Below are 21,597 nucleotides of genomic sequence, written 5' to 3'. Positions count from 1 at the left end.
CAGCCCATAAGCGATAAGTTTGACTGCAAATCATGCTACTTTGCTATTATCATAACAACTCATTGCCCTGAAAGCGACTGCATTTAATAAGGCTTATTTTGTTAAGTTTTTCGTTGGTAGCCTGTCGTTATAGCAAAAACATTTGCGAATATTCAACATGCTCTAGTGTTATGCTCATCAATAGCAACTTACCATACAACGCGTCCATTCGATAATAAAAGGTTAACACTGTGTCTGACTCATCTATTACCCTATCTGATAATGATTGTCTTGTTAATGAGTTGACCTGCTATTTGCAGAAAGAGGCTGTAGATATTGCTTTGACCAATATGCAGCATCTTGAGCATAAATATGACGCGTATTACCGTGCTCAGCAGTATCACTATCAATTGCCACTGGGTAACCTATCATTACTTGAGCTCATATTGTATTTGCCTGCTAAAAGTAGTCTGGTCGATATTGAAGCTGCGCGTGTGGCGGTAGTAAAGGCCGCGCTCATATGGCACAAGACATATCTCACTCAGCATAAAAATAACGCCAACATGAGCCATAATGTTTTAGTTTTTGATATTCAGCTCACCGATAAAGCTGAAGAAATCAATAAAATTAAGATAAATAACCAGCAACGACAACTTCTAAAACGGCTCACTCATGGTTTTGGTGTCCGCTATTTTATGGAAGATTTGGTTGTGGATATGAGCGACAGTATGCAGCAGCTACAAGTTTTTAGCTGGCATGACTGGCAGGCGATATTAGTAAGCCTACAAGCACCATGCGAGTTATGGCGATTTTTGCATTATCGTTTAGGGCAATTACAGTCTTCAGCCAGTAATCATGTCATTAGCTTTGAATCAGAAGCAGATCTAGTCACTCAGTTTTTACATAGCCCGACTTTATTTACGGATGCTATCGCAGTAGATAATGCACTCATCAAGTACGAGGTGCAAGATGAGCCCAATCCTGCATTAGTCGCTATGACACTTGCCTACAAAAACAAAAGCACGACTGCGCAGATGTATCATCAGCATATGGTGCAAGCGGCAGCTCTGTGGTCGCAGCTAAGCACCCAAATGATAGAGATGCTCGATGAAGAAGTACTAGACAATGCTGATAAAGAGACACTAGGAATAAAACGCTGTTATTGGCAACAGCAGCTATTGGACGAGTCTTTATTTTCGCGCCATGAGCTGGTTCGAACTCTATATAGGCATCCTAAACAAGCACATGGTCTGCAAAAAGAAGGTTATGTCGTCCATCAGCACTCTTATGAGAGCTTGGGACGGCATTATGTATTGATCTTCTATGGGCAAGATGTTGAGAGCCAGCACAGTAAACAGGCTATTCAGCCAAACTTAGCAAAGATTGCACAGGATGTTGCGAGCCGCCTGCCAATAACCGAGCTGCATCATGTAATTGTGTTGGGCATTGATTTTATTGACGAGTCTAATGACACCTTTATTGATATCGATTTATGGATTCAACCGGTTGATCCGATGACCCAGCGTGAGCGGCAGCTGACCAAGCAACTACAGCGCTTAAACCAACAGCATAAAAAGCAAACGAAAAATAACTTATGAGCAAGTAACAATGAGTCAGTGCGAATGCAATTAAATTTGAATATACCTGCACGGAAGACCAAGTCCTGAGTATGATTTTGTAGCGATGTTTTCATAGAAACTAAATTTACGCCATAAAAAAAGACAGCCTAGGCTGTCTTTTTTTCAAATTAAATCGTTAACGATGACTTATTTTAAGTCGTTATTATCAATATCAGTAAAGCCTTTATTACTTGGCGCTAGATTTGAACCAGTGTCGATATCGTCATCACTTGTTTCAACATGAGTGATATCTACATGACCCGTACTAAGATTGTTGGTATCGACAGTGCTAGTAGGGAAGTCACTAGTCATTGTACCTGAAGCAGCAGGAGTGTTCTCTCGAACTGAGTCAGCAACTTTTTCTTGTGTACTTGAGCTAGTATGAAGAGCAGATTTCGCTTTAGCTTCTTCACGTTCTTTGTCCATTTTATCCTGCATTTTACGTAGGAAACGGGCAGCGGCTTCTTGACCACCAAGACCAAATGAAAGGGCAAAGGCTACTGCTACGGCACCTAGTGTTAGACCAAAGGCTAGGTTAACGATAGAATCAGCAATACCCATCGCTTTTAGACCCATGGCAAGTACTAAACCCATGATTAGTACACGGACGATGTTTGCTAAGAATTGTGAGCCTTGCTCAGAACGCTCAACGACACCTGCAATGATATTGGCAAGCCAGAAGCCAATAAATAGGATAATTGCGCCCAAGATAATGTTGGCACCAAACGCAATAAACATGGCGATAATGGCTGAGATAGGCTCAAAACCTAGTAAGTCAGCGGCGGCAATTGAGGCAAATAACATTGCAAAGAAGATAATCGCATAACCAACAAGGTCAGAGACTCTCTTGTCGCCCATCGTTTCTTGTAAACCAACTTTCGCAGGCAATTGGTTAATCTCAGTGTTTTCGATCAAACCTTTGATGATATTGGCAACCATGCGTACCACATAGAAGGTCACGACTAAAATTGCAACTGCCATAAAGATGTTTGGCAATGCTTCCATGATTTTGTTCAGCATGTTTGTCGCAGGACGAGCAATCACTTCAATTTTTAATGCATTTAATGCAGCAATAATAGTTGGAATGATCACTACTAAAAATGCCAATGAACCAGCGATATTAGGTAAGCTATTTTTTTCGCTTAAACCTGCTTTTGTAGCCAATTCTTGAACATTAAAAGTAGAAACAAGATTAGTCACAATGCCGCGTACCACTTTGGCAATGATATAACCGACGACAAAGACAACACCTGCAATGAGGATGTTAGGAATAAAGCTAAAGATTTTATCAACCATGTTAGTCAATGGAGCAAATAAACCATCAAGCTCTAATTTCCCCAATACCATCGTTAAAACAACCAACAAGATGAACCAATAAACCATATCGGCAATCGTGCTACTCATCGGTTTTACACCTGCTTGAGCACTTAAACGCTCATCCATTGACGTTTTCGCCAATGCCGCGTTGATAGCTGTGCGTGCAACAGTAGCCAAGACCCAACCAATAATACCCACAGCGATAGCGCCGATAAGATTAGGGATAAATGCTAGGACTTGATTGACCATATTTGCAAACGGTGTCGAGATTGAGTTCAAATTCAATTGATTCAGCGCCCCAGAAATCGCGATGATAAAGATGAACCAAAATACAATCTTAGAGATAATACCTTCTAAATCGTAGGTCTTACCCGTTGAAGAGTTCATGCGTTGGTTCAGATTGACTCTAGATAATACATTACGAACCAGTGCTGCGATACCCAGTGCCACTAGCCAACCAATAATAAATATTAAAATAGCACCAATAATAGAGCCGATAGGCCCACCAAGATAACCGTTAAAAGATGTGTACATTGGATTCATCTTATCCTCCTTTAATCATCATACGAAAGCCACTCAACAATATCATCAGTACAGCTAGTGTTGAGCGAAACCAATACATAGATGGTTATAATTAATAGTATTTTTAAAATAAGTTATGCGGTGATATTATAATTTTTGATTAGGTAACCTTATCAAAAAACCTTATCAAAAAACGTTGGTTTCCCTCGTGTTGATTACCTTACTGCCAATGTTAATCATCCATGATAAAGACGTACACTCGGTTACTTATCACCTTAACTAATTTAGCTTAGCTGATGTATTAGTGGATTTAAAGATAGAAAGCTTAACGTGTTACTGTATTTGTGTGATAACTTGTTATTATGATGAGAAATATTAACATAGACTGTACATTCGCCCGATAATTTGACGGCAAACATGGTTCCTAAAACTAAGATTTGTTATTATAGGAACATGTGACATCTCGCCACTATCCTTACAATTTGAGAGTACTTTATGAAAAAAATCACTACTTTAAGCATTGGTGCACTTGCTAGTGCTATGTTGTTGGTAACAGGCTGTAGCACAAATAACGGTAACCAAGAGACCGCTGCTAAAAGCGTTTCAATCACCGAGCAAAGCTCAGCAAATGAAAAAGTAGGTTATAGCTTAGGCTTCATGATGGCTGAAGGTAACAAAGAAGCGGTCGGTGACCTGAATCTTGATACCTTTGAAAAAGGCTTCCGTGATGGTTATGAAGGCAATGAATCAGCATTGACCCAAGAACAAATGCAGGAAGTATTAACGACTTATCAAAAAGAGCAAGAAGAAAAGTTCGTTAAAGACATGGAAACAAAAGCTGGAGAAAACAAAACCAAAGGCGCTGCATTCTTAGCAGAAAACGCTAAAAAAGAAGGCGTCAAAGAAACGGCTTCTGGCTTACAGTACAAAGTTATCACCGCAGGTACGGGTAAATCACCAAAAGCGACTGACGTGGTTGAAGTAAACTACGAAGGTAAGTTAATCGATGGTACGGTATTTGATAGCTCTTATGAGCGCGGTGAGCCAATTGAGTTCCCGTTGAACCAAGTCATCGCTGGCTGGACAGAAGGTCTACAGCTGATGAAAGAGGGCGGCAAATATGAGTTTTATATCCCATCAGATATTGCTTATGGCGAAGCGGGTAACGCAGGTATCGAGCCTAACAGCACGCTTATCTTTACGGTTGAGCTGTTAAAAGTAAAATAATACTTAGTACGCACCCTAGTTAACAGTGTTAAAAAATAAAATCATAAAAAAGCCCTCATAATATTATGAGGGCTTTTTTATGACTAGAGATTGAGCATCTAAAGAGTTTTTTGAAAGACTTTAGAATTACGACCATTATGGTATTTTTCTTGACGCGATGCAGGTAACGCGCTGGCCTCGACTTCGGCAAAGCCTTGCTCGACGAACCAATGTGCCGTCCGTGTCGTTAACACAAACAACTTGTGCAGACCATGACTGCGCGCTTGTTGCTCTAAAAATGCCAGTAAGTCTGCACCGCGACTACCGCTACGATAATCGGGATGTACGGCGACACAGGCAACTTCTGCTGATTCTGCATCCAATGGATATAGCGCCGCGCAGCCCAAAATCATACCATCACGCTCGATGACACTATAATTATCAATCTCTTGCTCTAAGCGTTCGCGTGAGCGGCTGACTAATATGCCTTGCTCTTCTAGCGGTGATAATAGCTCAATCAGTCCGACCACATCGTCAATATTGGCACGACGAATCTCTTCGTAAGGGTCATGGCTGATAAGAGTGCCAGAGCCATCACGAGTAAATAACTCTTCTAATAAGGCACCGTCTTTGGCGTACGAGATAATATGGGTGCGATGGACGCCTTGGCGGCAAGCCAAACTGGCGCAATTTAAGAAATAATTGATCTCGCAATTTAAATCACGATCACGTAAGAAGCGATCGACTTCATTAGGAATCATCTCCCTTAGTAAGCGATCATCGTCATTGATGCCTGCTTCTTCGCCCAAGAAGATAAGCTTATCAGCACCCAGTGCCACAGCCGCACTGAGCGCCACGTCTTCAGCCAACAAATTAAAGACTTCACCAGTCGCTGAATAACCCATTGAGCCTAAAATCACAATATGGTCGTGTAGCAGGTTGTTTTTGATGGCTTCAACATCGATAGAGCGCACTTCGCCAGTCATTTGGTAATCGATACCATCACGAATACCGTAAGGACGTGCGGTCACAAAATTGCCTGAAATGGCATCGATGCGTGAACCATACATAGGTGAATTGGCCAGTCCCATCGACAGCTGTGCTTCGAGTTGCAGGCGAATAGCGCCTACCGCTTGTAAAATAGCAGGCATCGCCACGCGCGGTGTAATTCGAATGTCTTGATGCAGTGGGGAGGTAATGTCAGCATCTTTTAAGTTCTTTTCGATTTGCGGTCGCGCTCCATGTACCAATACCAGCTTGATACCTAAGCTATGCAGTAGCGCAAAATCATGAATAAGGGTGCTGAAATTTGGATGATTGACCGCCTCACCACCAAACATAATCACGAACGTTTTGCCGCGATGGGTATTGATGTAGGGGGCAGAGTTACGGAACCAATGGACATATTCAGGGTTAATTTGGGGCATGGCGCTAGTAGTCATAATAAGGGCAATAGTAGTGAGAATAAGAAAAGGGGCGTAGCAAAAAATGCCTATCGCTAAAGAATTACCATAGCAAAAAACGCCGTTATGAGCTATCTTTTATTTCAGTAGTATCAATCAATTTTTATCACTGATGGACGATATACACAACCTCAACACGGGGTTAGTGTACGTACAAACACTTTTTGCTATGCTAAGCGCTATTGCTTTACAGGCGATGAACGAAGATAATCAATAAAAATAAAAACTTTATACGATAAGCTTACCAGCTATGACAATATAGACGCCAGCAGCATAGACGCCAGCAGCGCTTGCCATTAGCTGTCACTACAATCAGCAGCGATACTAGGTCTGCCAATACTATAACAGTCGACCATTTATAATGAGTTATGTTTCTTATAGCATGTTTCTTATAAGTGGATATATTTCGTCTAAATTGCGCTGCCTATCAACGATTCAATATACACCAAAAGTCATTCAAATTTTACCAGCTGCGTTTTACCGACATATTAACCAGGGATAATGAAAACCATGAAAAAAAGTAACCAATTTGCTAGCCCATTTAGTGCTTGGAGCGGACATCGCTTATTCCACGTTGTGGCTGGTACGCTCATCGGTGCGATGGTAGTGACGCAAGCCTCGGCAATGCTACCGACGCCAGAACAAGCCGTTGATAGTTCGGCAGCTGTACAGACCAATGCTACTAAAAGCAGCAACTCGAGTGCACAGGCCGTCAATAGTAAAATTACCGCGTCATTGATTAGCGTTGATGCAAATGGTCAAGAGGTTTTGGCTCCGGTGAATGCTAGTACGCGCCTGCAATCAGGTAATGTCTTGGAGTACCAAGGCTATTTTACCAATACCAATGCAGATCGCGTCCGAAAAATGACCGTGACGATGAGTATCCCTGAGCAGGTAGAGTTATTGCGTACAGTATCACCTGAATTTCCATACGGCAGTGCAGACGGCAATACTTTTGCCCGTATGCCATTACGTGGAAAAGTGGATAACCAACTGCAAGAAATTCCATTAAAATATTATAAAGCGGTACGCTGGGATTTAGAGGGTGTTGGCCTTAATGACACCGTAGTGGTTAAATACCGTGCACGTGTGAAATAAGTCAGTCATTTAGTATTAAGTATTTTATCAGTGTGATTTATTTAATACCGGCTTAATATTCGTTTAATCACAAAAAGCATCACGGCTCGTTGCTGTGGTGCTTTTTTATGGGTTGTTAACAAGAAATTTTGGTACGCCGTTGCAAGGCGCTTAAAGCGTCGCGTATTTCTGGTTAGATTTTTCTTTGATTAATTGCTTGATGGCAGCCATCTGTGCGGTAGTGGCTTGCGAGCCTGCAGCTATGAGAGCACGGCGCTGGCTGGTATCTAGTGAGCTGATATGACTGACCGCAGGCGTAATCAGCACATCAGCACGATCTCGTTCACGCTGCATCGATGAGGCACGATTGGCGCTTGGCGAGGCTACGACATTACTCTCCAAAAATCCCCAAAAATTGCTTAATCCGTTGAGGTTTAATTTTTTATCAAGTGTAGAGACACCGCTAGGATTGTTAATACCAGTGTCTGTCACATCAACGGCAATAACAATATCAGCGCCCAAATCACGGGCGCTATCGACAGGTACTAGGCTGACCACGCCACCATCGATATATTTTTTACCGACCTTTTCGGGGATACGCGGTGCAATAAAAATATTCGGTACGCTACAGGACGCTTGAACGGCAAGCCCTGCATCACCAGTGGTAAAAATGGCTTTTTTCAAAGTATGCTTCTCCGCCGCGACTGCTGCAAAGCGGATAGGGAAATCCTCTATTACTCGTCCATCGACTTTATCGTTGATAAAGTTCTTGAGTTTGATACCCTCGATGACACCTTGGTTGGATAAGACAAAATCTGTCAATTCGCTATCTGTAGTGGTCAGTGCCAGTTGCTCAAGTTGTACTGGTGTGTAACCGCTCGCATATAGGCTACCAACCAAGCTACCGACGCTGGTGCCAACGATGAGCGTGGGCTTAATACCATTTGCTTCTAGTGCTTTAATCACCCCAACATGGGCGAAGCCTTTGGCACCGCCGCCGCCCAAGACTAACGCCACATTAAGTGGCGCTATTTTTGGTGTTTCAGGTAACGGCTGCGCTGGCGTTAGAGAGCTACAAGCGCTAATAGATAATCCGAGTACGGCAATTAAGCTGGTGCATAGCACTCTCATACTATGTCGCACTCTTAGACTATTAAGAGGTTGTCGGTACTGGGCAGGAGCGAACATAAAAACACCTTATAAAATGACGATAATACGGAAAATAAGACATCAGTTATTGATATGATACAAATGAGCCGTTTGACTTTCAGGCTTTTTGACGCAGTATTACTAAATAGCTGAGCATAAGCAATTGTATTGTCAGCTATAATGAAATGAGTCGGTGTTTTGATGTGTCCTGTTGATGACAGCTGTTTTATAAAAACTGTCATCATATACGGTATATTGAAAATACTTGAATGAGTATATGAAAACTAAAAATAATATCGTTAGGATCTTTGATGTCAGTATCAGTGAACGCTTCTTTAACTAGCCCAACAGAGCACTTTGGGTCTGAGCTGCCACTCTCAGCGCTAGATATGCCAGTGACGGCACTGGCGGGTGTGGGATTAAAAGTCGCAGAACAGTTGGCACAATTGAATATTAAACGAATATTTGATTTATTGCTGCATTTGCCACGTGATTACGAAGATCGTAGCCGACTGCTGTCTATAGCAGAGGTGGGGCACGGGCAGTCTGCGTTAATTACTGGGCGTGTGGTGCACGTCGATACCAAGCGCAGCGGTATGACGGTCGTGGTAGATGATGATACGGGCACCATATCGCTACGGTTTTTTAAGGTTTATCGTGGTCTTGCACAAACCATGAGCTTAGGGACGCAACTGCAATTATTTGGCGAAGTAAAGGTGAGTCGTTATGGTAAGCAAATCCACCATCCTGAATATCAAGTTATCAGTAGTAATGAGACGGTAGTAAATACTGGCTTACAGCCTATTTATCCAAGTGTTAAAGGTTTGCATCAAAATAAGCTGCGTACCTTAATTAAGCTGGCATTACAGACGGTTCGCAGTGAAGGCTTACCAATGACGCTGTTTACTCCTACAGACTTTGCAGTCGTGGCTGACTTGCCATTAGCACCTTTTGAACCAGCTAAAATACCGATAACAGAGACGGAGTATCCAGAAGATATATTCTCGACACTGGCGCGTAGTGTGCCAGATAATACGACTGGTCATAGCGTTAGTAGTGTCAATAAAACCAATGTCTATGATGCCAATAATAATACAAACAGTGATATCCATACAGTCGCTAATAGAACAGTTAATAACAACGTCTATAACCTGACGATATTTGAAGCCTTAGTATTACTGCATACGCCGCCGACTTATACCGACGCAGGACGACAATATCAGCTACTCACCCAGTTAAGTGCCCGTACTCATGCAGCATGCCAGCGTTTAATTATTGAAGAATTAACCGCCCATCAGCTCAGCTTGTTATATCGTCGTCAGCAACTGCATCAGCATAAAGCGCCCAAATGTGCCACGCAAAGTCCATTGACTGATCAGTTGTTTGCCGCATTACCATTTGATTTAACGGGTGCCCAGCAACGAGTCATGAAAGATATTACGGCTGATATGGCAACGTCCATCCCGATGTTGCGGTTGGTGCAGGGCGATGTTGGCGCGGGCAAGACTCTGGTCGCAGCGGGTGCAGCGGGTTATGCGCTTGATAGTGGTTGGCAAGTGGCTGTTATGGCACCCACAGAAATTTTAGCAGAGCAGCATTTGGTCAATTTCAAACAATGGTTTGAACCGTTAGGTATTGGTGTCGGCTGGCTTGCTGGGAAACAAACGGCGAAGCAGCGCCGCGAAGCATTGGAAGCAGTCGCAGAAAACACGGTGCAAGTGGTCGTCGGTACTCATGCACTGTTTCAAGAGCAGGTACAGTTTGCCAAATTGGGCTTAGTTATTATCGATGAACAGCATCGCTTTGGTGTTGAGCAGCGTATGGCACTGACCAATAAAGGGGTGGCGAATAGCACACCGCATCAGCTGATTATGACCGCTACACCAATTCCGCGCACGCTGGCAATGAGCGTTTACGGTGATATGGATACCTCGATTATCGATGAATTGCCACCGGGGCGTACGCCAATTACTACGGTGACCATTGACCGTAATCGACGCGATGAAGTCATTGAGCGGATTGCGGTTAATTGTGAAGCGGGTAGGCAAGCATACTGGGTTTGCTCGTTGGTCGAAGCGTCTAGTGTGCTGGATGCGCAAGCTGCTGAAGCCACTTATGAGGATTTAAATGAGCGCTTGAATATTCGCATTGGTCTTGTCCATGGCAAGATGAAATCCGTTGACAAACAAGCCATCATGCAAGCATTTAAAGCTGGCAATTTGGACTTGTTGATTGCCACAACGGTCATTGAAGTCGGCGTAGATGTCCCTAATGCGTCGTTAATGGTCATCGAAAATGCCGAACGATTAGGTCTATCGCAATTACATCAGCTGCGCGGGCGAGTCGGGCGTGGCTCAACCAAAAGCTATTGCGTACTGTTATACCAAAAGCCATTATCAGAAACTGGTACAGAGCGCTTAAATGTCCTGCGTGATAGCACTGATGGTTTTGTTATTGCCCAAAAAGATTTGGAATTGCGTGGTCCCGGCGAGTTATTGGGCAAACGTCAAACGGGTAACGTCGGTTATTATTTGGCTGATCTGATACGTGACGAGCAGCTGTTTGCCATTGCTCAGCGTTTAGCCAAACATTTAATTGCAGATCCTACGCGCAAGGCAGATGTCAGCCAACTGATTCACCGCTGGATGCCTGAGGCAAGTCGTTATACCAATGCCTAAGGCGTGTCCTCAATTCAATCGATTATCCTTTAAATGGGCTAAAATGGCTAAATTAATGAAAAAAAAGAGGACAGCCAACGCTATCCTCTTCTGTTTTTTGACGTAGAGCCATCATCTGGAAACAAAGCTATTTAGCTTTTTTCGACTTTTTCAATGACTTCTTAAGATCTTTGAGGTCTTTCTTTTTCTGCTTAATTTTTGCTTTGGTATCTTTAATTTCTTGCTTAAGCTTTTTTACGTCTGATTTATTAGCCATGATGGATTCCTTTATTAGTAGATTTATCTTAATAATGACAAATTACCCCGTAAATACAAGTCTAAACTGTAGGGCGTATGTATCATTAGTTTTTACGAGTGATGGTTCCAACTATAATGGGCGCATCTTAATGCATTCAATATGACAGCATATTTGGTCATTTTTTCATTGGCTGAATAAGTTTTAAGAAAGGGGTTTTGTGTGAAGAAGACTTATGCAATGAACTGGAAATACGCTGTTTTTTGTCTTTAGTTATCGTTCACTTTATAATCTTTGCTACTAATAATCTTTATTAAGTTCAATGTCTTACTATATCTTGATTATTATGTCTTGATGACTATCAACAATTGACTATGTAGATACTTAACATAATTGACCCAATGACGAGATAGTCTACAATGATAAAAGACTATTTTGATAAGCTCTGCCAGCATCATTTTGTTTCCCTTATACTTTTTACGGCGTTAGTACCGTGCTTATTTATAGAGACCGACTATGAGTGATTTTGAACATCCTAATAATAAGCAAGCACCGACTAGCGAGCAAGAAACCAACATTGAGCCACCTCAACCATCTGAGCTACCACCGTATCGCCAGTCTGATACTTTGTCTAAAAAAACTTCTTCAAAATTACCGTTATGGTTGTTACCCGTATTGGCAGCCGTGCTTATCATTGGTGTGCTACTTGGAAAGTATTGGGGCGGGAGTGATGAAGCCGCGACGGATGAATCGCCAGTTTCTAGTGGTACTTCAAGTAATGGTGCCACTGCAAGCGCTACGAGTACTGAGCAGGCGGTATTATCAGTAGAGACGGTCAGCCCAAGCCAAGATGATATTGGTAACACACTCAGTGCTGATGGCACCATTGATGCCAAAGATAAGGCGAATGTCAGTGCCAAAGTAAACGGTGTTGCTATCGAGCGTATATTGGTCGAAGAAGGTGATCGCGTCAAAGCGGGTCAAGTATTGGCGATATTTGACACCGATGCTATGGAGCAGCAAGTCTTGCAAGCAGAGGCAGATGTTGCCGAAGCAGAAGCGACGCTTGCCAATGCCAGCGCTGATGCTGCCCGTGTATTGCCATTGATAGATATTGATGCGATTAGCAAACAAGAAGCCGATCGCTATCGCACTGCAAAACTTCAAGCACAGGCTGCGCTACAAGCTTCCAAAGCGCGTCTGAGCACTCAGCGCTTGAGTGTAGATAATGCAACAGTGGTCGCACCAGTCAGCGGTGTCATCAGCGAGAAAATGGCGGAGGTTGGTATGGTTGCTGGTGGCGAGCCATTATTTACTATCATTAAAGGTGGTATTTTGGAATGGCGTGCAGATATTGATCCCAAGCTTGTTGGTGAAGTCAGTGTCGGGACGCCAGTACGGGTGAGCTTACCAGATGGTGATACGGTAATGGGGAAAGTGAGCCGCATAGCACCAACGGCGGACAACAACCGGCAGATTACCATCTATGCGAGCTTGGCAGCCAATGCAAAAGTACGGGCAGGTATGTATCAAACGGGTGAGTTCCTATTAGGCAGTGCCAGTACGCAAACGGTGCCCAATAGCGCTATCGTCAGCAACGATGGCTATGATTATGTGATGCTAGTAACCAATGTGACCACTCAAGATGGTCAGACCATGGGTCGTATCAAGCAACAACGAGTGACATTGGGCGAGCGACTTGGCGAAAATGTGGCAGTGCTAGAGCCATTGCCTAGTGACAGTCAAATTGTCAAACAAGGCGGCAGCTTTTTAAATGATGGAGATTTGGTGCGTATCGTTGATGGTGTTAGCCAAACGAGTACAGCAGCGCAGGCACAACCATGAGTTTAAATGTTTCTGCTTACTCGATAAAAAATCCTTTAGTTGCCATTTTGCTATTTATACTACTGACGTTAGGCGGTATTTATGGCTTTATGAAAATGAAGGTGCAGCAGTTTCCTGATATTGACTTACCTGCAGTCGTGGTCACGGTGACTTTACCGGGTGCCGCGCCATCACAGCTCGAAAACGACATCGCAAAAAAGATAGAAAACAAGCTTACGAGTATTGAAGGTATCAAGCATATTCGCACCACGTTACAAACGGGTGCTGCCACCATGGTCACAGAGTTTGTGTTAGAAAAGAATATTCAAGAAGCGGTCGATGATGTGCGCTCGGCAGTAGGCGAGGTACGCGGCGATTTGCCTGCCGCTGCCAATGACCCTATTATTACTAAAGTTTCAACCGCAGGATTCCCCGTTGTCACTTATTCTGTGGCTTCTGAAAACATGAATGTGGAAGACTTGTCTTGGTTCGTCGATGATACAGTCACCAAGCGTCTTTCTGACATACCGGGTGTCAGTACGGTTAGCCGTATTGGTGGTTTGCAGCGTGAGATTACCGTCGCAGCTGACCCGATTACCTTGAGTGGTCTTAAGCTCTCTATCACACAACTATCCAATCAAATCACGGGTATTCAGCAGGACAGCTCTGGTGGTGAAGCAGAAGTGGGCAAAACCACCCAGACGATTCGTGTCCTTGGTGCGGTGGAGCGGGCAAGTGAGCTCAATGATTTACAAGTGGCAATCCCAGCAGGCGGCACACAAGCGCTTGGACGTATGGCAAAAATCACAGATGGCGCGGCTGACCCAAGCTCTATTGCTAAGCTTGACGGGCAAACGGTGGTGGCATTTAATATCACCCGCTCGCGTGGTGCCAGTGAAGTTGAGGTCATGGAGCTGGTTGATGCAGAGCTTGCCAAGCTGTCAGCCGATGTAGGTAATATCACTATTGAAAAAGTCTATGATCGGGCAACGCCCATCGCTGAAGATTATCAAGCTTCTTTACGGATGCTGATCGAAGGTGGTCTGTTAGCAGTCGTCGTCGTATTCTTATTTTTGCGCAATATTCGGGCGACTATAGTTGCTGCTGTCGCCTTGCCATTATCAGTGATTCCCACCTTTTTAGGTATGTACTTATTTGGCTTTAGCCTCAATATTATATCTTTGTTGGCATTGTCGTTAGTGATTGGTGTATTGGTCGATGATGCGATCGTCGAGGTCGAAAATATCATACGGCATTTACGCATGGGCAAGACACCGTATGAAGCGGCGATGGAAGCGGCTGACGAGATTGGCTTGGCGGTAGTCGCGACCACCTTTACTTTGATTGCCGTGTTTTTACCCACCGCCTTTATGGGCGGTATCGTTGGACAGTTTTTCCGTCAGTTTGGTTGGACAGCTGCATTATCGATTTTTGCGTCTTTGATGGTCGCGCGTCTTATCACACCGATGATGGCAGCGTATATATTGCGACCAGAGAAAAAACACGTTGAGAAGCAAAGCGCGCTGATGGGTTGGTATCTCAAAATAGTGGCATGGACACTGCATCATCGCTGGCTGACGATGGGTGCAACTTTAGTGTTATTCGTGGCGTCACTGATGCTTGTCAAATTACTACCAACGTCGTTTATTCCTGATAATGACATTGACCAAACTCGTGTGGCGATTGAGTTGACACCTGACGTTGCACTGGAAGACACAGAGCGCGTTGCTGCGCTGGCAAGTGAACGTATTTTAGCAATGTCTGAAGTCACCAATATTTTTACCTCAGTCGGTGAGGCTCAGGCTAGCATGGACTCAAACTCTAGTGGTGGCAAAGCCGAAAATATAGCAGGTCTAGATATCGTGCTAGCACCGCGTGCAGAGCGCGGCTCTAAGCAAGAGATTGAACGTCAAATAAGTAGTTTGTTGGCAGAAGTCCCAGGTGCGCGCTTTACCGTTGGTTTGTCGAGTGGTGGAGAGAGTGGTTACAACTTCTCTATGACCAGCACCAATCCGCAATTGCTTGAACAAACCGCTCAGCAAATCATGTCAGAGATTCGAGGGCTGCCCAGTGCTGGCTCCGTGACCAGTGACCGCAGTTTGCCGCGTCAAGAGTTAACGGTGACACCAGACAGACTGGCGATGGCGGATAAAGGGGTGACCACGCAAGACATCGCTACGACGTTACGAGTGGCGACGGTGGGTGACTATGAGCAGCGTTTATCCAAGCTCAATTTGGATACGCGGCAGATTCCTATCGTCATTCGTCTACCAGATGTTGCCAAACAAAATGTCAGTCAATTAGAAGGTCTATATGTACCGAGCTCGTTACCCGCAGGACAGGGTGTACGTGTGGGTGAAGTCGCGTCATTGGACTTTGGCACTGGGCCTGCGCAGATTAGCAGGCTCGATCGGGAACGCGCCATCAGTATCACGGTGCAACCTGCGAGTGGCGAGCTTGGAGATTTGGTACAAGCGGTTAAATCAGTACCTGCCATGCAACAACTACCGCCTTCCATTACCATTATTGACCAAGGTCAAGCAGAAAACATGGCTGAGCTATTCAGCGGTTTTGTGATTGCGATGTCGGTCGGTGTGGTTTGTATTTTAGGCGTACTTATTCTATTGTTTGGGCGTATATTGCAGCCTTTTACCATTTTGATGGCATTGCCTTTATCGATAGGCGGCGCTTTTGTGGGCTTGGTTATTACCAATAGCAGTCTTTCTATGCCATCGATGATCGGCTTTATTATGCTAATGGGTATTGCTACCAAAAATTCTATCTTACTGGTCGATTATGCACTGATTGCACAGCGTCGAGGTTTGGCGCGTTTTGAGGCTATTATCGATGCTTGCCGCAAGCGGGCGCGTCCTATTATTATGACCACCATTGCGATGGGCGCGGGGATGTTGCCCTTAGTCTTCGGTTGGGGTGATGCTGATCCAACCTTCCGTCGTCCGATGGCCGCTGCGGTATTGGGTGGTCTGGTGACTTCGACGTTATTAAGCCTTGTGGTAATTCCCGTGGTTTATACTTTGATGGATGATTTGTCAGGATGGTTTGCTAAATGGCTCGTACCTAGTGGCAAAGAGCAGACAACGACAGATAGTAAAGTATGATTTAAAGGATTTATTTGATCATACTTATCACATAGCGTTAGCAGTGATAATGCTATGTCTAAAATAGACAAGCCTATATTTATTGATTAAGTATGGGCTTGTTGTCATTATATAAGAGAGTAATTATAAGAGCACAATCACAAAGGATGTGATTGCTCTATCATTTATCCAGCAAAGGAATGTTACTATGAATCAAATGTCCCTCTCGACAGTCATACTGTCCTCGCGGAAGCCGCTACTAGCCTTATTCCTAAGCATGTTAGGTATCGCCAGCAGTCAGGCGATGACTTACGATATTGATCCCACTCATACCAATGTACGCTTTGCTATTGACCATTTTAATACCTCTACCAACACAGGTGGCTTTTATAATATCACTGGGCAGCTAGATTATGATCCAGCGGCTAAGACCGGTAATATCTCGCTAGTAATTCCTCTGAATAGCCTAAATACAGGCAATACAGCATTTGATATTACGTTAAAAAGCGCAGATTTTTTCGATATTGAGCAGTTTCCACTGGCGCAATTTGATTCTACCAAATGGTATTTTACGACTGATGGTAGTGGCTCAAATGTCAGCAAGGTTGATGGTATGTTGACACTACATGGCAAGACTAACCCCATTACGCTGACGGCTACCAAGTTTAATTGCTATCTAAACCCAATATTGAAAAAGCCAGTTTGCGGTGGGGATTTCACAACGACCATTGATCGAACGAAATGGGGCATCAGTAAATATACATTATTAGGTATTACTGAAAAAGTTCAGCTAAATATTCAGATTGAAGCTGCAAAGCGCTAACACAATCAATAGAAAGTAATTTTCTATTTATATTATCAAAAAAAAGGGCTGAGACTTAGAAAATAAGTTTCGACTTTTTTAATGAGAGAATCCTTAGATTCGTTAGTTAGTTTATCGAAATTTTCTTTATGCTTTCTTTAGCGTAGCTCATTTTTCTACAGGCTTATTTTTTGCTGAATGATGCTATCGAGTAAGTCGTAAAGTCTCCGCTATCCAATCTCATGTCATACCATAACTTCATTAACATGAATTATATTCATTTTATATTTAAATAGTATCGTTTTTATTCATGTAATAGTTTAGGTATGATTCACCTCATACACAAATTTGGTTTTATCTCAAATAATGAGATTAGATTAGGGTAGCGGATTATCATGAGTAAAGAATTTAGTTGTGCAATTAAGCGCATTCGTTTTGATGAAAACTATCATCCTGCAAATAGCACGCGTCTCACGACGAACTTTGCGAATTTGGCGCGTGGCGAGCATCGTCAAGAGAACTTAAGCAAAACGTTAAGAATGATAAATAATCGTTTTAATGCATTGGCACATTGGGATAATCCCACCGCAGATCGTTATTCTGTTGAGGTTGATATTATTTCTGTCGACATGGATGTGGCAGGAAATGGCGATACTTTCCCTATCATCGAGATGCTGCAAACAACGATTGTGGATCATAAAGAAAACACCCGTATTGACGGTATGATTGGTAATAGTTTCTCATCTTATGTGCGCGATTATGACTTTAGCGTGGTCTTATTAGACCATTTCGATAAACATCCATCATCTGCGCCACCAGTAGATTTCGGTGACTTACATGGCAAACTGTTTCAGTATTTATTGAATTCAGAAGCTTACCAAGCTAATTTCACCAAGAAGCCTGTGATTTGCTTGAGTGTTTCCACCAGTAAAACCTATCAACGTACGACCAATCAGCACCCTTTATTGGGCGTTGAATACAAACAAGATGGCTGCTCTTTGAACAAAGGATCACTAACCGATGAGTACTTTTCCAAAATGGGCTTAACCGTTCGCTACTTTATGCCTACGGGTAGCGCCGCGCCATTAGCATTTTATTTTGCGGGTGACTTGCTGAGCGATTACACCGACCTTGAGCTGATCAGTGCGATTGCTACCATGGAGACTTTTCAAAAAATCTACCGACCTGAGATTTATAATGCCAATTCGGCAGCCGCTCAAGTTTATCAACCTAGTTTGAAGTACCAAGATTACTCCCTAACGCAAATCGTCTATGATCGCGCAGAGCGTAGTCAGATGGCAGTGACACAAGGTAAATTCACCGAAGAGCAGTTCATCAAGCCATACCAAACCATTCTTAATGAGTGGGCAGCAAGCTATGATGTAAATGAGCACGCGGCAGAAGCATGTACGAATAAAGAATACGCTGCCTAAACACGCTCAATCTGGCTGAAATGAGAATACCAATAAATAAGAAGATGAATCGTATGACAATATTATTACCGACACAAAAGTTATTACCGACGTCAACGGCTGGCAGCTTACCGAAACCTTCTTGGCTTGCAGAACCTGAAAAAATCTGGTCACCTTGGGCATTAGAAGGTGAGCAACTGCTTGAAGCCAAACAAGACGCGCTACGTTTGACATTGCAAGAACAAGTGCATGCAGGCATTGATATTGTCAGTGACGGCGAGCAAACTCGTCAGCATTTTGTGACCACCTTTATTGAACATCTGGATGGCGTCGATTTTGAGAAGCGTGAGACCGTGCGCATTCGTAATCGTTATGATGCCAGTGTGCCGTCAGTCGTGGGCACGGTAAGTCGTCAAAAGCCTGTATTTGTTGATGATGCTAAGTTTTTACGTGCACAAACCGATCAGCCAATCAAATGGGCACTGCCTGGTCCGATGACCATGATTGATACCTTGTATGATGGTCATTATAAAAGCCGTGAAAAATTGGCGTGGGAATTTGCTAAAATCTTAAATCAAGAAGCCAGAGAATTAGAAGCGGCTGGGGTGGATATTATCCAGTTCGATGAGCCTGCATTTAATGTGTTCTTTGATGACGTCAACGACTGGGGTATTGCCACGTTAGAGCGTGCTATTGAAGGTCTAAAGTGTGAAACGGCGGTGCATATCTGCTACGGTTATGGCATCAAAGCCAATACTGATTGGAAAAAGACACTGGGTTCAGAGTGGCGTCAATATGAGCAAGCATTCCCTAAATTGCAACAGTCGAATATTGATATTGTCTCTTTAGAGTGTCAAAACTCACATGTTCCCATGGATTTGATTGAATTGATCCGCGGTAAAAAAGTGATGATTGGTGCCATTGATGTGGCAACCAATACCATTGAAACCCCTGAAGAAGTGGCCAATATACTACGCAAAGCATTGCAATTCGTCGATGCGGATAAGTTGTATCCTTCAACCAACTGTGGCATGGCACCGTTGTCTCGACAAGTGGCACGAGGTAAGCTGCAAGCGTTAAGTGCAGGCGCAGCAATCGTGCGTCAAGAACTGACCGCTTAGGGTTCATTGACTAAACTGATGCAAAATTTAGCTTTTATAGGTTGGGTTTTTAACCTCGTCTATACTAGCTTGTTTAAACTCATGAGTGACCTCAGTTATCAATGAACTTAAAGATTTAAAATTTAGGAGTTAAGTCATGATTGAAGCCACCGATTTTAGAGACGGTATGTCTTTGTTAACAACCGCGGTCAATGTCATTACCACAGAAGGCAGCGCTGGTACTCATGGATTTACCGCATCTGCGGTGTGTAGCGTCACCGATACACCGCCAACCTTGCTGGTTTGCATGAATCAGACATCTCGCTCACATGCCCATTTTATTGAAAATAAAACGTTAAGTGTCAATGTTTTAGGCGCACAGCACGAATCAATATCTAACGCTTTTGCCTCCAAATTGAGTTCACAAGAGCGATTTGAATATGGCTCTTGGTCACCGCTTAAAACAGGCGCTCCCGTTTTAGATGATGCATTGGTCAGTTTTGATTGTGAGATTGAGGACATTCAGCAAGTGGGCACGCACAGTGTTTTCATGTGCCGGGTGGTCGCTATTAGACAAAGTGAGCAAGAAGAGAGTTTGGTGTATTTTAATCGTGCCTATTCTCGGGTTGGTCAAGTGGATCAAGTAGAAATCGCTTAAGTTGGCTTTTTAACTGATTGATTGTCACTGAACTAAAATAACCATCGTACTAACTCTACATAAGAAGTAAATATCCCGTGGAATTAATCATTTTTTTAATCATAGGCGCGCTAGCAGGATTTGCTGCGGGGCTATTTGGTGTGGGCGGTGGCACAATTATCGTGCCATTATTGTTCATCGTCTTTACGCAAATGGGTTACAGCCCTGACAATATCATGCATTTGGCATTGGGGACGTCATTGGCGACCATCATTGTCACCTCTATCAGCTCGTTAATGGCACACAATAAAAAAGGCGCAGTCATGTGGCCTGTCTTTAAAAATCTGGCACCAGGCTTAGCGATTGGTTGCTTTTTAGGGGCAGGGATTGCAGGGCAGGTATCTGGGCTGTACCTTCAACTCATTGTTGGCGTATTTTTGCTGTGGGTCGCCTACAAGATGTTTTTCGGTGGCAAAAAACAGGTTGCTAATCCTGCTACCAATTCTAGTAGTGCCGACGATGCTAATACACAACTGCCTTCAAAACCTAGGCAATTAGCAGCAGGTGGGGTTATCGGTATCGCTTCTGCTATTTTCGGTATTGGCGGCGGTAGCTTAACCGTGCCTTATCTCACGCGTTATGGTGTAGTCATGCAAAAAGCCGTTGGCACCTCAGCAGCTTGTGGTCTGCCGATTGCTATTGCTGGAGCATTAGGTTTTATGTTTTTTGGGATGCAGCAACGAATTGATGTGCCTAACACCATTGGCTTTGTGCACATTTATGCCTTTTTAGGGATCAGCATCATGAGCTTTTTCACCGCCAAGCTAGGCGCGAAAGTTGCTCATATACTATCACCGCAATTATTGAAAAAATGCTTTGCGTTGTTATTAACGGTTGTAGGGTGTTACTTTCTGTATAAGGGATTGGTTTAAGTCTTTATATTGGAGCGTTTAAACTGCAACGTTTAGATAGTTCAAAGGTTTATTTTGAGTGGTTCTGTTATATCAGTCTGCTTTAAGTGGTCTATTAATGGGTCTAAAGGGTGAAGTAGCTGGGTTCTGTTGGGGTATACTCTTTTGTTTTTCAGAATGATCTTTGGAAAGAGAAAATCATTTTTCCTAGAGTCTGGCAACACGTTAGATGTGAGTAGTACAAGTGCTGGTAGATTATTCAAAGAAGGTTTGCTAACCTCTCTTTCTAACCCAAAACCTATCTTATTTTCTATGGCTGTATTTCCGCAATTTATCGACACTGAGCAAACCTGTCTTTCTCAATTTCTGATTTTAGCTTCAACTTTTTGCCTCTTGGTCTTACTGATCCATTTTTGCTACGCAGAAGCATTTTTTTTAGCCAGCCGATATCTATGGAAAGCTCAAGATAACCTATAGTTAATTACAAAAATAGGCGGTACAGCATTAATGCTCATTGCCGTTCTATTGTTTGTAAGTGTAGTGCTCACTCTCTAAAAGCATTCTATGG

The 21,597-nt window shown here is 43.4% G+C and carries 16 protein-coding genes; 12 read left to right on the top strand and 4 right to left on the bottom strand.

Annotated features, from left to right (window positions below; genetic code table 11):
- Positions 1 to 230: 230 nt before the first annotated feature.
- On the top strand, positions 231 to 1,577 hold the full coding sequence (locus tag C8D84_RS10725; protein ID WP_109592048.1) for a hypothetical protein: 1,347 nt from the start codon (positions 231 to 233) through the stop codon (positions 1,575 to 1,577).
- A gap of 168 nt (positions 1,578 to 1,745) precedes the next feature.
- Here C8D84_RS10725 and C8D84_RS10720 read toward each other — a convergent pair whose 3' ends face one another.
- Positions 1,746 to 3,458: a mechanosensitive ion channel gene (locus C8D84_RS10720; protein WP_109592046.1), complete on the bottom strand. Its 1,713-nt coding sequence runs from the start codon at positions 3,456 to 3,458 to the stop codon at positions 1,746 to 1,748.
- A 474-nt stretch (positions 3,459 to 3,932) separates the two neighbouring features.
- Here C8D84_RS10720 and C8D84_RS10715 point away from each other — a divergent pair, with 474 nt between their 5' ends.
- The gene (locus tag C8D84_RS10715; protein ID WP_109592044.1) at positions 3,933 to 4,664 is read left to right on the top strand and encodes an FKBP-type peptidyl-prolyl cis-trans isomerase; all 732 of its coding nucleotides are present in this window, start codon (positions 3,933 to 3,935) and stop codon (positions 4,662 to 4,664) included.
- Between the two features lie 98 nt (positions 4,665 to 4,762).
- Here C8D84_RS10715 and argA read toward each other — a convergent pair whose 3' ends face one another.
- Positions 4,763 to 6,085: an amino-acid N-acetyltransferase gene (gene argA, locus C8D84_RS10710; RefSeq protein WP_055125407.1), complete on the bottom strand. Its 1,323-nt coding sequence runs from the start codon at positions 6,083 to 6,085 to the stop codon at positions 4,763 to 4,765.
- 531 nt (positions 6,086 to 6,616) lie between these two features.
- Here argA and C8D84_RS10705 point away from each other — a divergent pair.
- Positions 6,617 to 7,204 (top strand): hypothetical protein, encoded by a 588-nt coding sequence (locus C8D84_RS10705; RefSeq protein ID WP_055125406.1) that lies wholly within the window; start codon positions 6,617 to 6,619, stop codon positions 7,202 to 7,204.
- A gap of 150 nt (positions 7,205 to 7,354) precedes the next feature.
- Here the strand turns inward: C8D84_RS10705 and C8D84_RS10700 are convergent, their stop codons facing one another.
- Positions 7,355 to 8,371: a patatin-like phospholipase family protein gene (locus tag C8D84_RS10700; protein WP_322872471.1), complete on the bottom strand. Its 1,017-nt coding sequence runs from the start codon at positions 8,369 to 8,371 to the stop codon at positions 7,355 to 7,357.
- 272 nt (positions 8,372 to 8,643) lie between these two features.
- On the opposite strand from C8D84_RS10700, the gene recG reads away from it, so the two are divergent.
- On the top strand, positions 8,644 to 11,010 hold the full coding sequence (recG, locus tag C8D84_RS10695) for an ATP-dependent DNA helicase RecG (RefSeq protein WP_228244539.1): 2,367 nt from the start codon (positions 8,644 to 8,646) through the stop codon (positions 11,008 to 11,010).
- A gap of 127 nt (positions 11,011 to 11,137) precedes the next feature.
- Here recG and C8D84_RS13970 read toward each other — a convergent pair whose 3' ends face one another.
- Positions 11,138 to 11,266, bottom strand: coding sequence for a hypothetical protein (locus C8D84_RS13970; RefSeq protein ID WP_265088293.1), 129 nt, complete (start codon positions 11,264 to 11,266; stop codon positions 11,138 to 11,140).
- 495 nt (positions 11,267 to 11,761) lie between these two features.
- On the opposite strand from C8D84_RS13970, the gene C8D84_RS10690 reads away from it, so the two are divergent.
- The 8 genes from C8D84_RS10690 to C8D84_RS14030 all read left to right on the top strand — a co-directional run bounded on the left by C8D84_RS10690 (position 11,762) and on the right by C8D84_RS14030 (position 21,506).
- Positions 11,762 to 13,090 (top strand): efflux RND transporter periplasmic adaptor subunit, encoded by a 1,329-nt coding sequence (locus C8D84_RS10690; protein ID WP_109592040.1) that lies wholly within the window; start codon positions 11,762 to 11,764, stop codon positions 13,088 to 13,090.
- Positions 13,087 to 16,188, top strand: a complete 3,102-nt coding sequence (locus tag C8D84_RS10685) for an efflux RND transporter permease subunit (protein WP_109592038.1) — start codon at positions 13,087 to 13,089, stop codon at positions 16,186 to 16,188. Before C8D84_RS10690 ends, C8D84_RS10685 begins: the two co-directional genes overlap by 4 nt.
- Before the next feature lie 187 nt (positions 16,189 to 16,375).
- The gene (locus C8D84_RS10680; RefSeq protein WP_109592036.1) at positions 16,376 to 16,990 is read left to right on the top strand and encodes a YceI family protein; all 615 of its coding nucleotides are present in this window, start codon (positions 16,376 to 16,378) and stop codon (positions 16,988 to 16,990) included.
- 374 nt (positions 16,991 to 17,364) lie between these two features.
- Complete coding sequence (locus tag C8D84_RS10675; RefSeq protein ID WP_109592034.1) at positions 17,365 to 18,402, top strand: DUF1852 domain-containing protein; 1,038 nt, start codon at positions 17,365 to 17,367, stop codon at positions 18,400 to 18,402.
- 53 nt (positions 18,403 to 18,455) lie between these two features.
- Positions 18,456 to 19,502 carry a methionine synthase gene (locus C8D84_RS10670; RefSeq protein WP_109592068.1) on the top strand — a complete coding sequence of 349 codons (1,047 nt, stop codon included), beginning with the start codon at positions 18,456 to 18,458 and terminating at the stop codon, positions 19,500 to 19,502.
- Positions 19,503 to 19,638: 136 nt separating this feature from the next.
- Positions 19,639 to 20,139, top strand: a complete 501-nt coding sequence (locus C8D84_RS10665) for a flavin reductase (RefSeq protein ID WP_109592032.1) — start codon at positions 19,639 to 19,641, stop codon at positions 20,137 to 20,139.
- Positions 20,140 to 20,216: 77 nt separating this feature from the next.
- On the top strand, positions 20,217 to 21,050 hold the full coding sequence (locus tag C8D84_RS10660) for a sulfite exporter TauE/SafE family protein (RefSeq protein WP_109592030.1): 834 nt from the start codon (positions 20,217 to 20,219) through the stop codon (positions 21,048 to 21,050).
- Between the two features lie 156 nt (positions 21,051 to 21,206).
- Positions 21,207 to 21,506, top strand: coding sequence for a LysE family translocator (locus C8D84_RS14030; RefSeq protein WP_109592028.1), 300 nt, complete (start codon positions 21,207 to 21,209; stop codon positions 21,504 to 21,506).
- The last annotated feature ends 91 nt before the right edge of the window (positions 21,507 to 21,597 follow it).

The organism is Psychrobacter immobilis (assembly GCF_003148585.1).
Classification (GTDB): domain Bacteria; phylum Pseudomonadota; class Gammaproteobacteria; order Pseudomonadales; family Moraxellaceae; genus Psychrobacter; species Psychrobacter immobilis.
The sequence above is the reverse complement of the archived record's forward strand: the minus strand, read 5'-3'. Positions and strand labels throughout refer to the sequence as shown.

Coding starts and splice junctions, on each gene's coding strand:
- C8D84_RS10705 (WP_055125406.1), top strand. CDS start 6,617: ATGAAAAAAAGTAACCAATTTGCTAGCCCATTTAGTGCTTGGAGCGGA.
- C8D84_RS10680 (WP_109592036.1), top strand. CDS start 16,376: ATGAATCAAATGTCCCTCTCGACAGTCATACTGTCCTCGCGGAAGCCG.
- C8D84_RS10690 (WP_109592040.1), top strand. CDS start 11,762: ATGAGTGATTTTGAACATCCTAATAATAAGCAAGCACCGACTAGCGAG.
- C8D84_RS13970 (WP_265088293.1), bottom strand. CDS start 11,266: ATGGCTAATAAATCAGACGTAAAAAAGCTTAAGCAAGAAATTAAAGAT.
- recG (WP_228244539.1), top strand. CDS start 8,644: ATGTCAGTATCAGTGAACGCTTCTTTAACTAGCCCAACAGAGCACTTT.
- C8D84_RS10675 (WP_109592034.1), top strand. CDS start 17,365: ATGAGTAAAGAATTTAGTTGTGCAATTAAGCGCATTCGTTTTGATGAA.
- C8D84_RS14030 (WP_109592028.1), top strand. CDS start 21,207: ATGATCTTTGGAAAGAGAAAATCATTTTTCCTAGAGTCTGGCAACACG.
- C8D84_RS10715 (WP_109592044.1), top strand. CDS start 3,933: ATGAAAAAAATCACTACTTTAAGCATTGGTGCACTTGCTAGTGCTATG.
- C8D84_RS10670 (WP_109592068.1), top strand. CDS start 18,456: ATGACAATATTATTACCGACACAAAAGTTATTACCGACGTCAACGGCT.
- C8D84_RS10665 (WP_109592032.1), top strand. CDS start 19,639: ATGATTGAAGCCACCGATTTTAGAGACGGTATGTCTTTGTTAACAACC.
- C8D84_RS10720 (WP_109592046.1), bottom strand. CDS start 3,458: ATGAATCCAATGTACACATCTTTTAACGGTTATCTTGGTGGGCCTATC.
- C8D84_RS10700 (WP_322872471.1), bottom strand. CDS start 8,371: ATGTTCGCTCCTGCCCAGTACCGACAACCTCTTAATAGTCTAAGAGTG.
- C8D84_RS10685 (WP_109592038.1), top strand. CDS start 13,087: ATGAGTTTAAATGTTTCTGCTTACTCGATAAAAAATCCTTTAGTTGCC.
- argA (WP_055125407.1), bottom strand. CDS start 6,085: ATGACTACTAGCGCCATGCCCCAAATTAACCCTGAATATGTCCATTGG.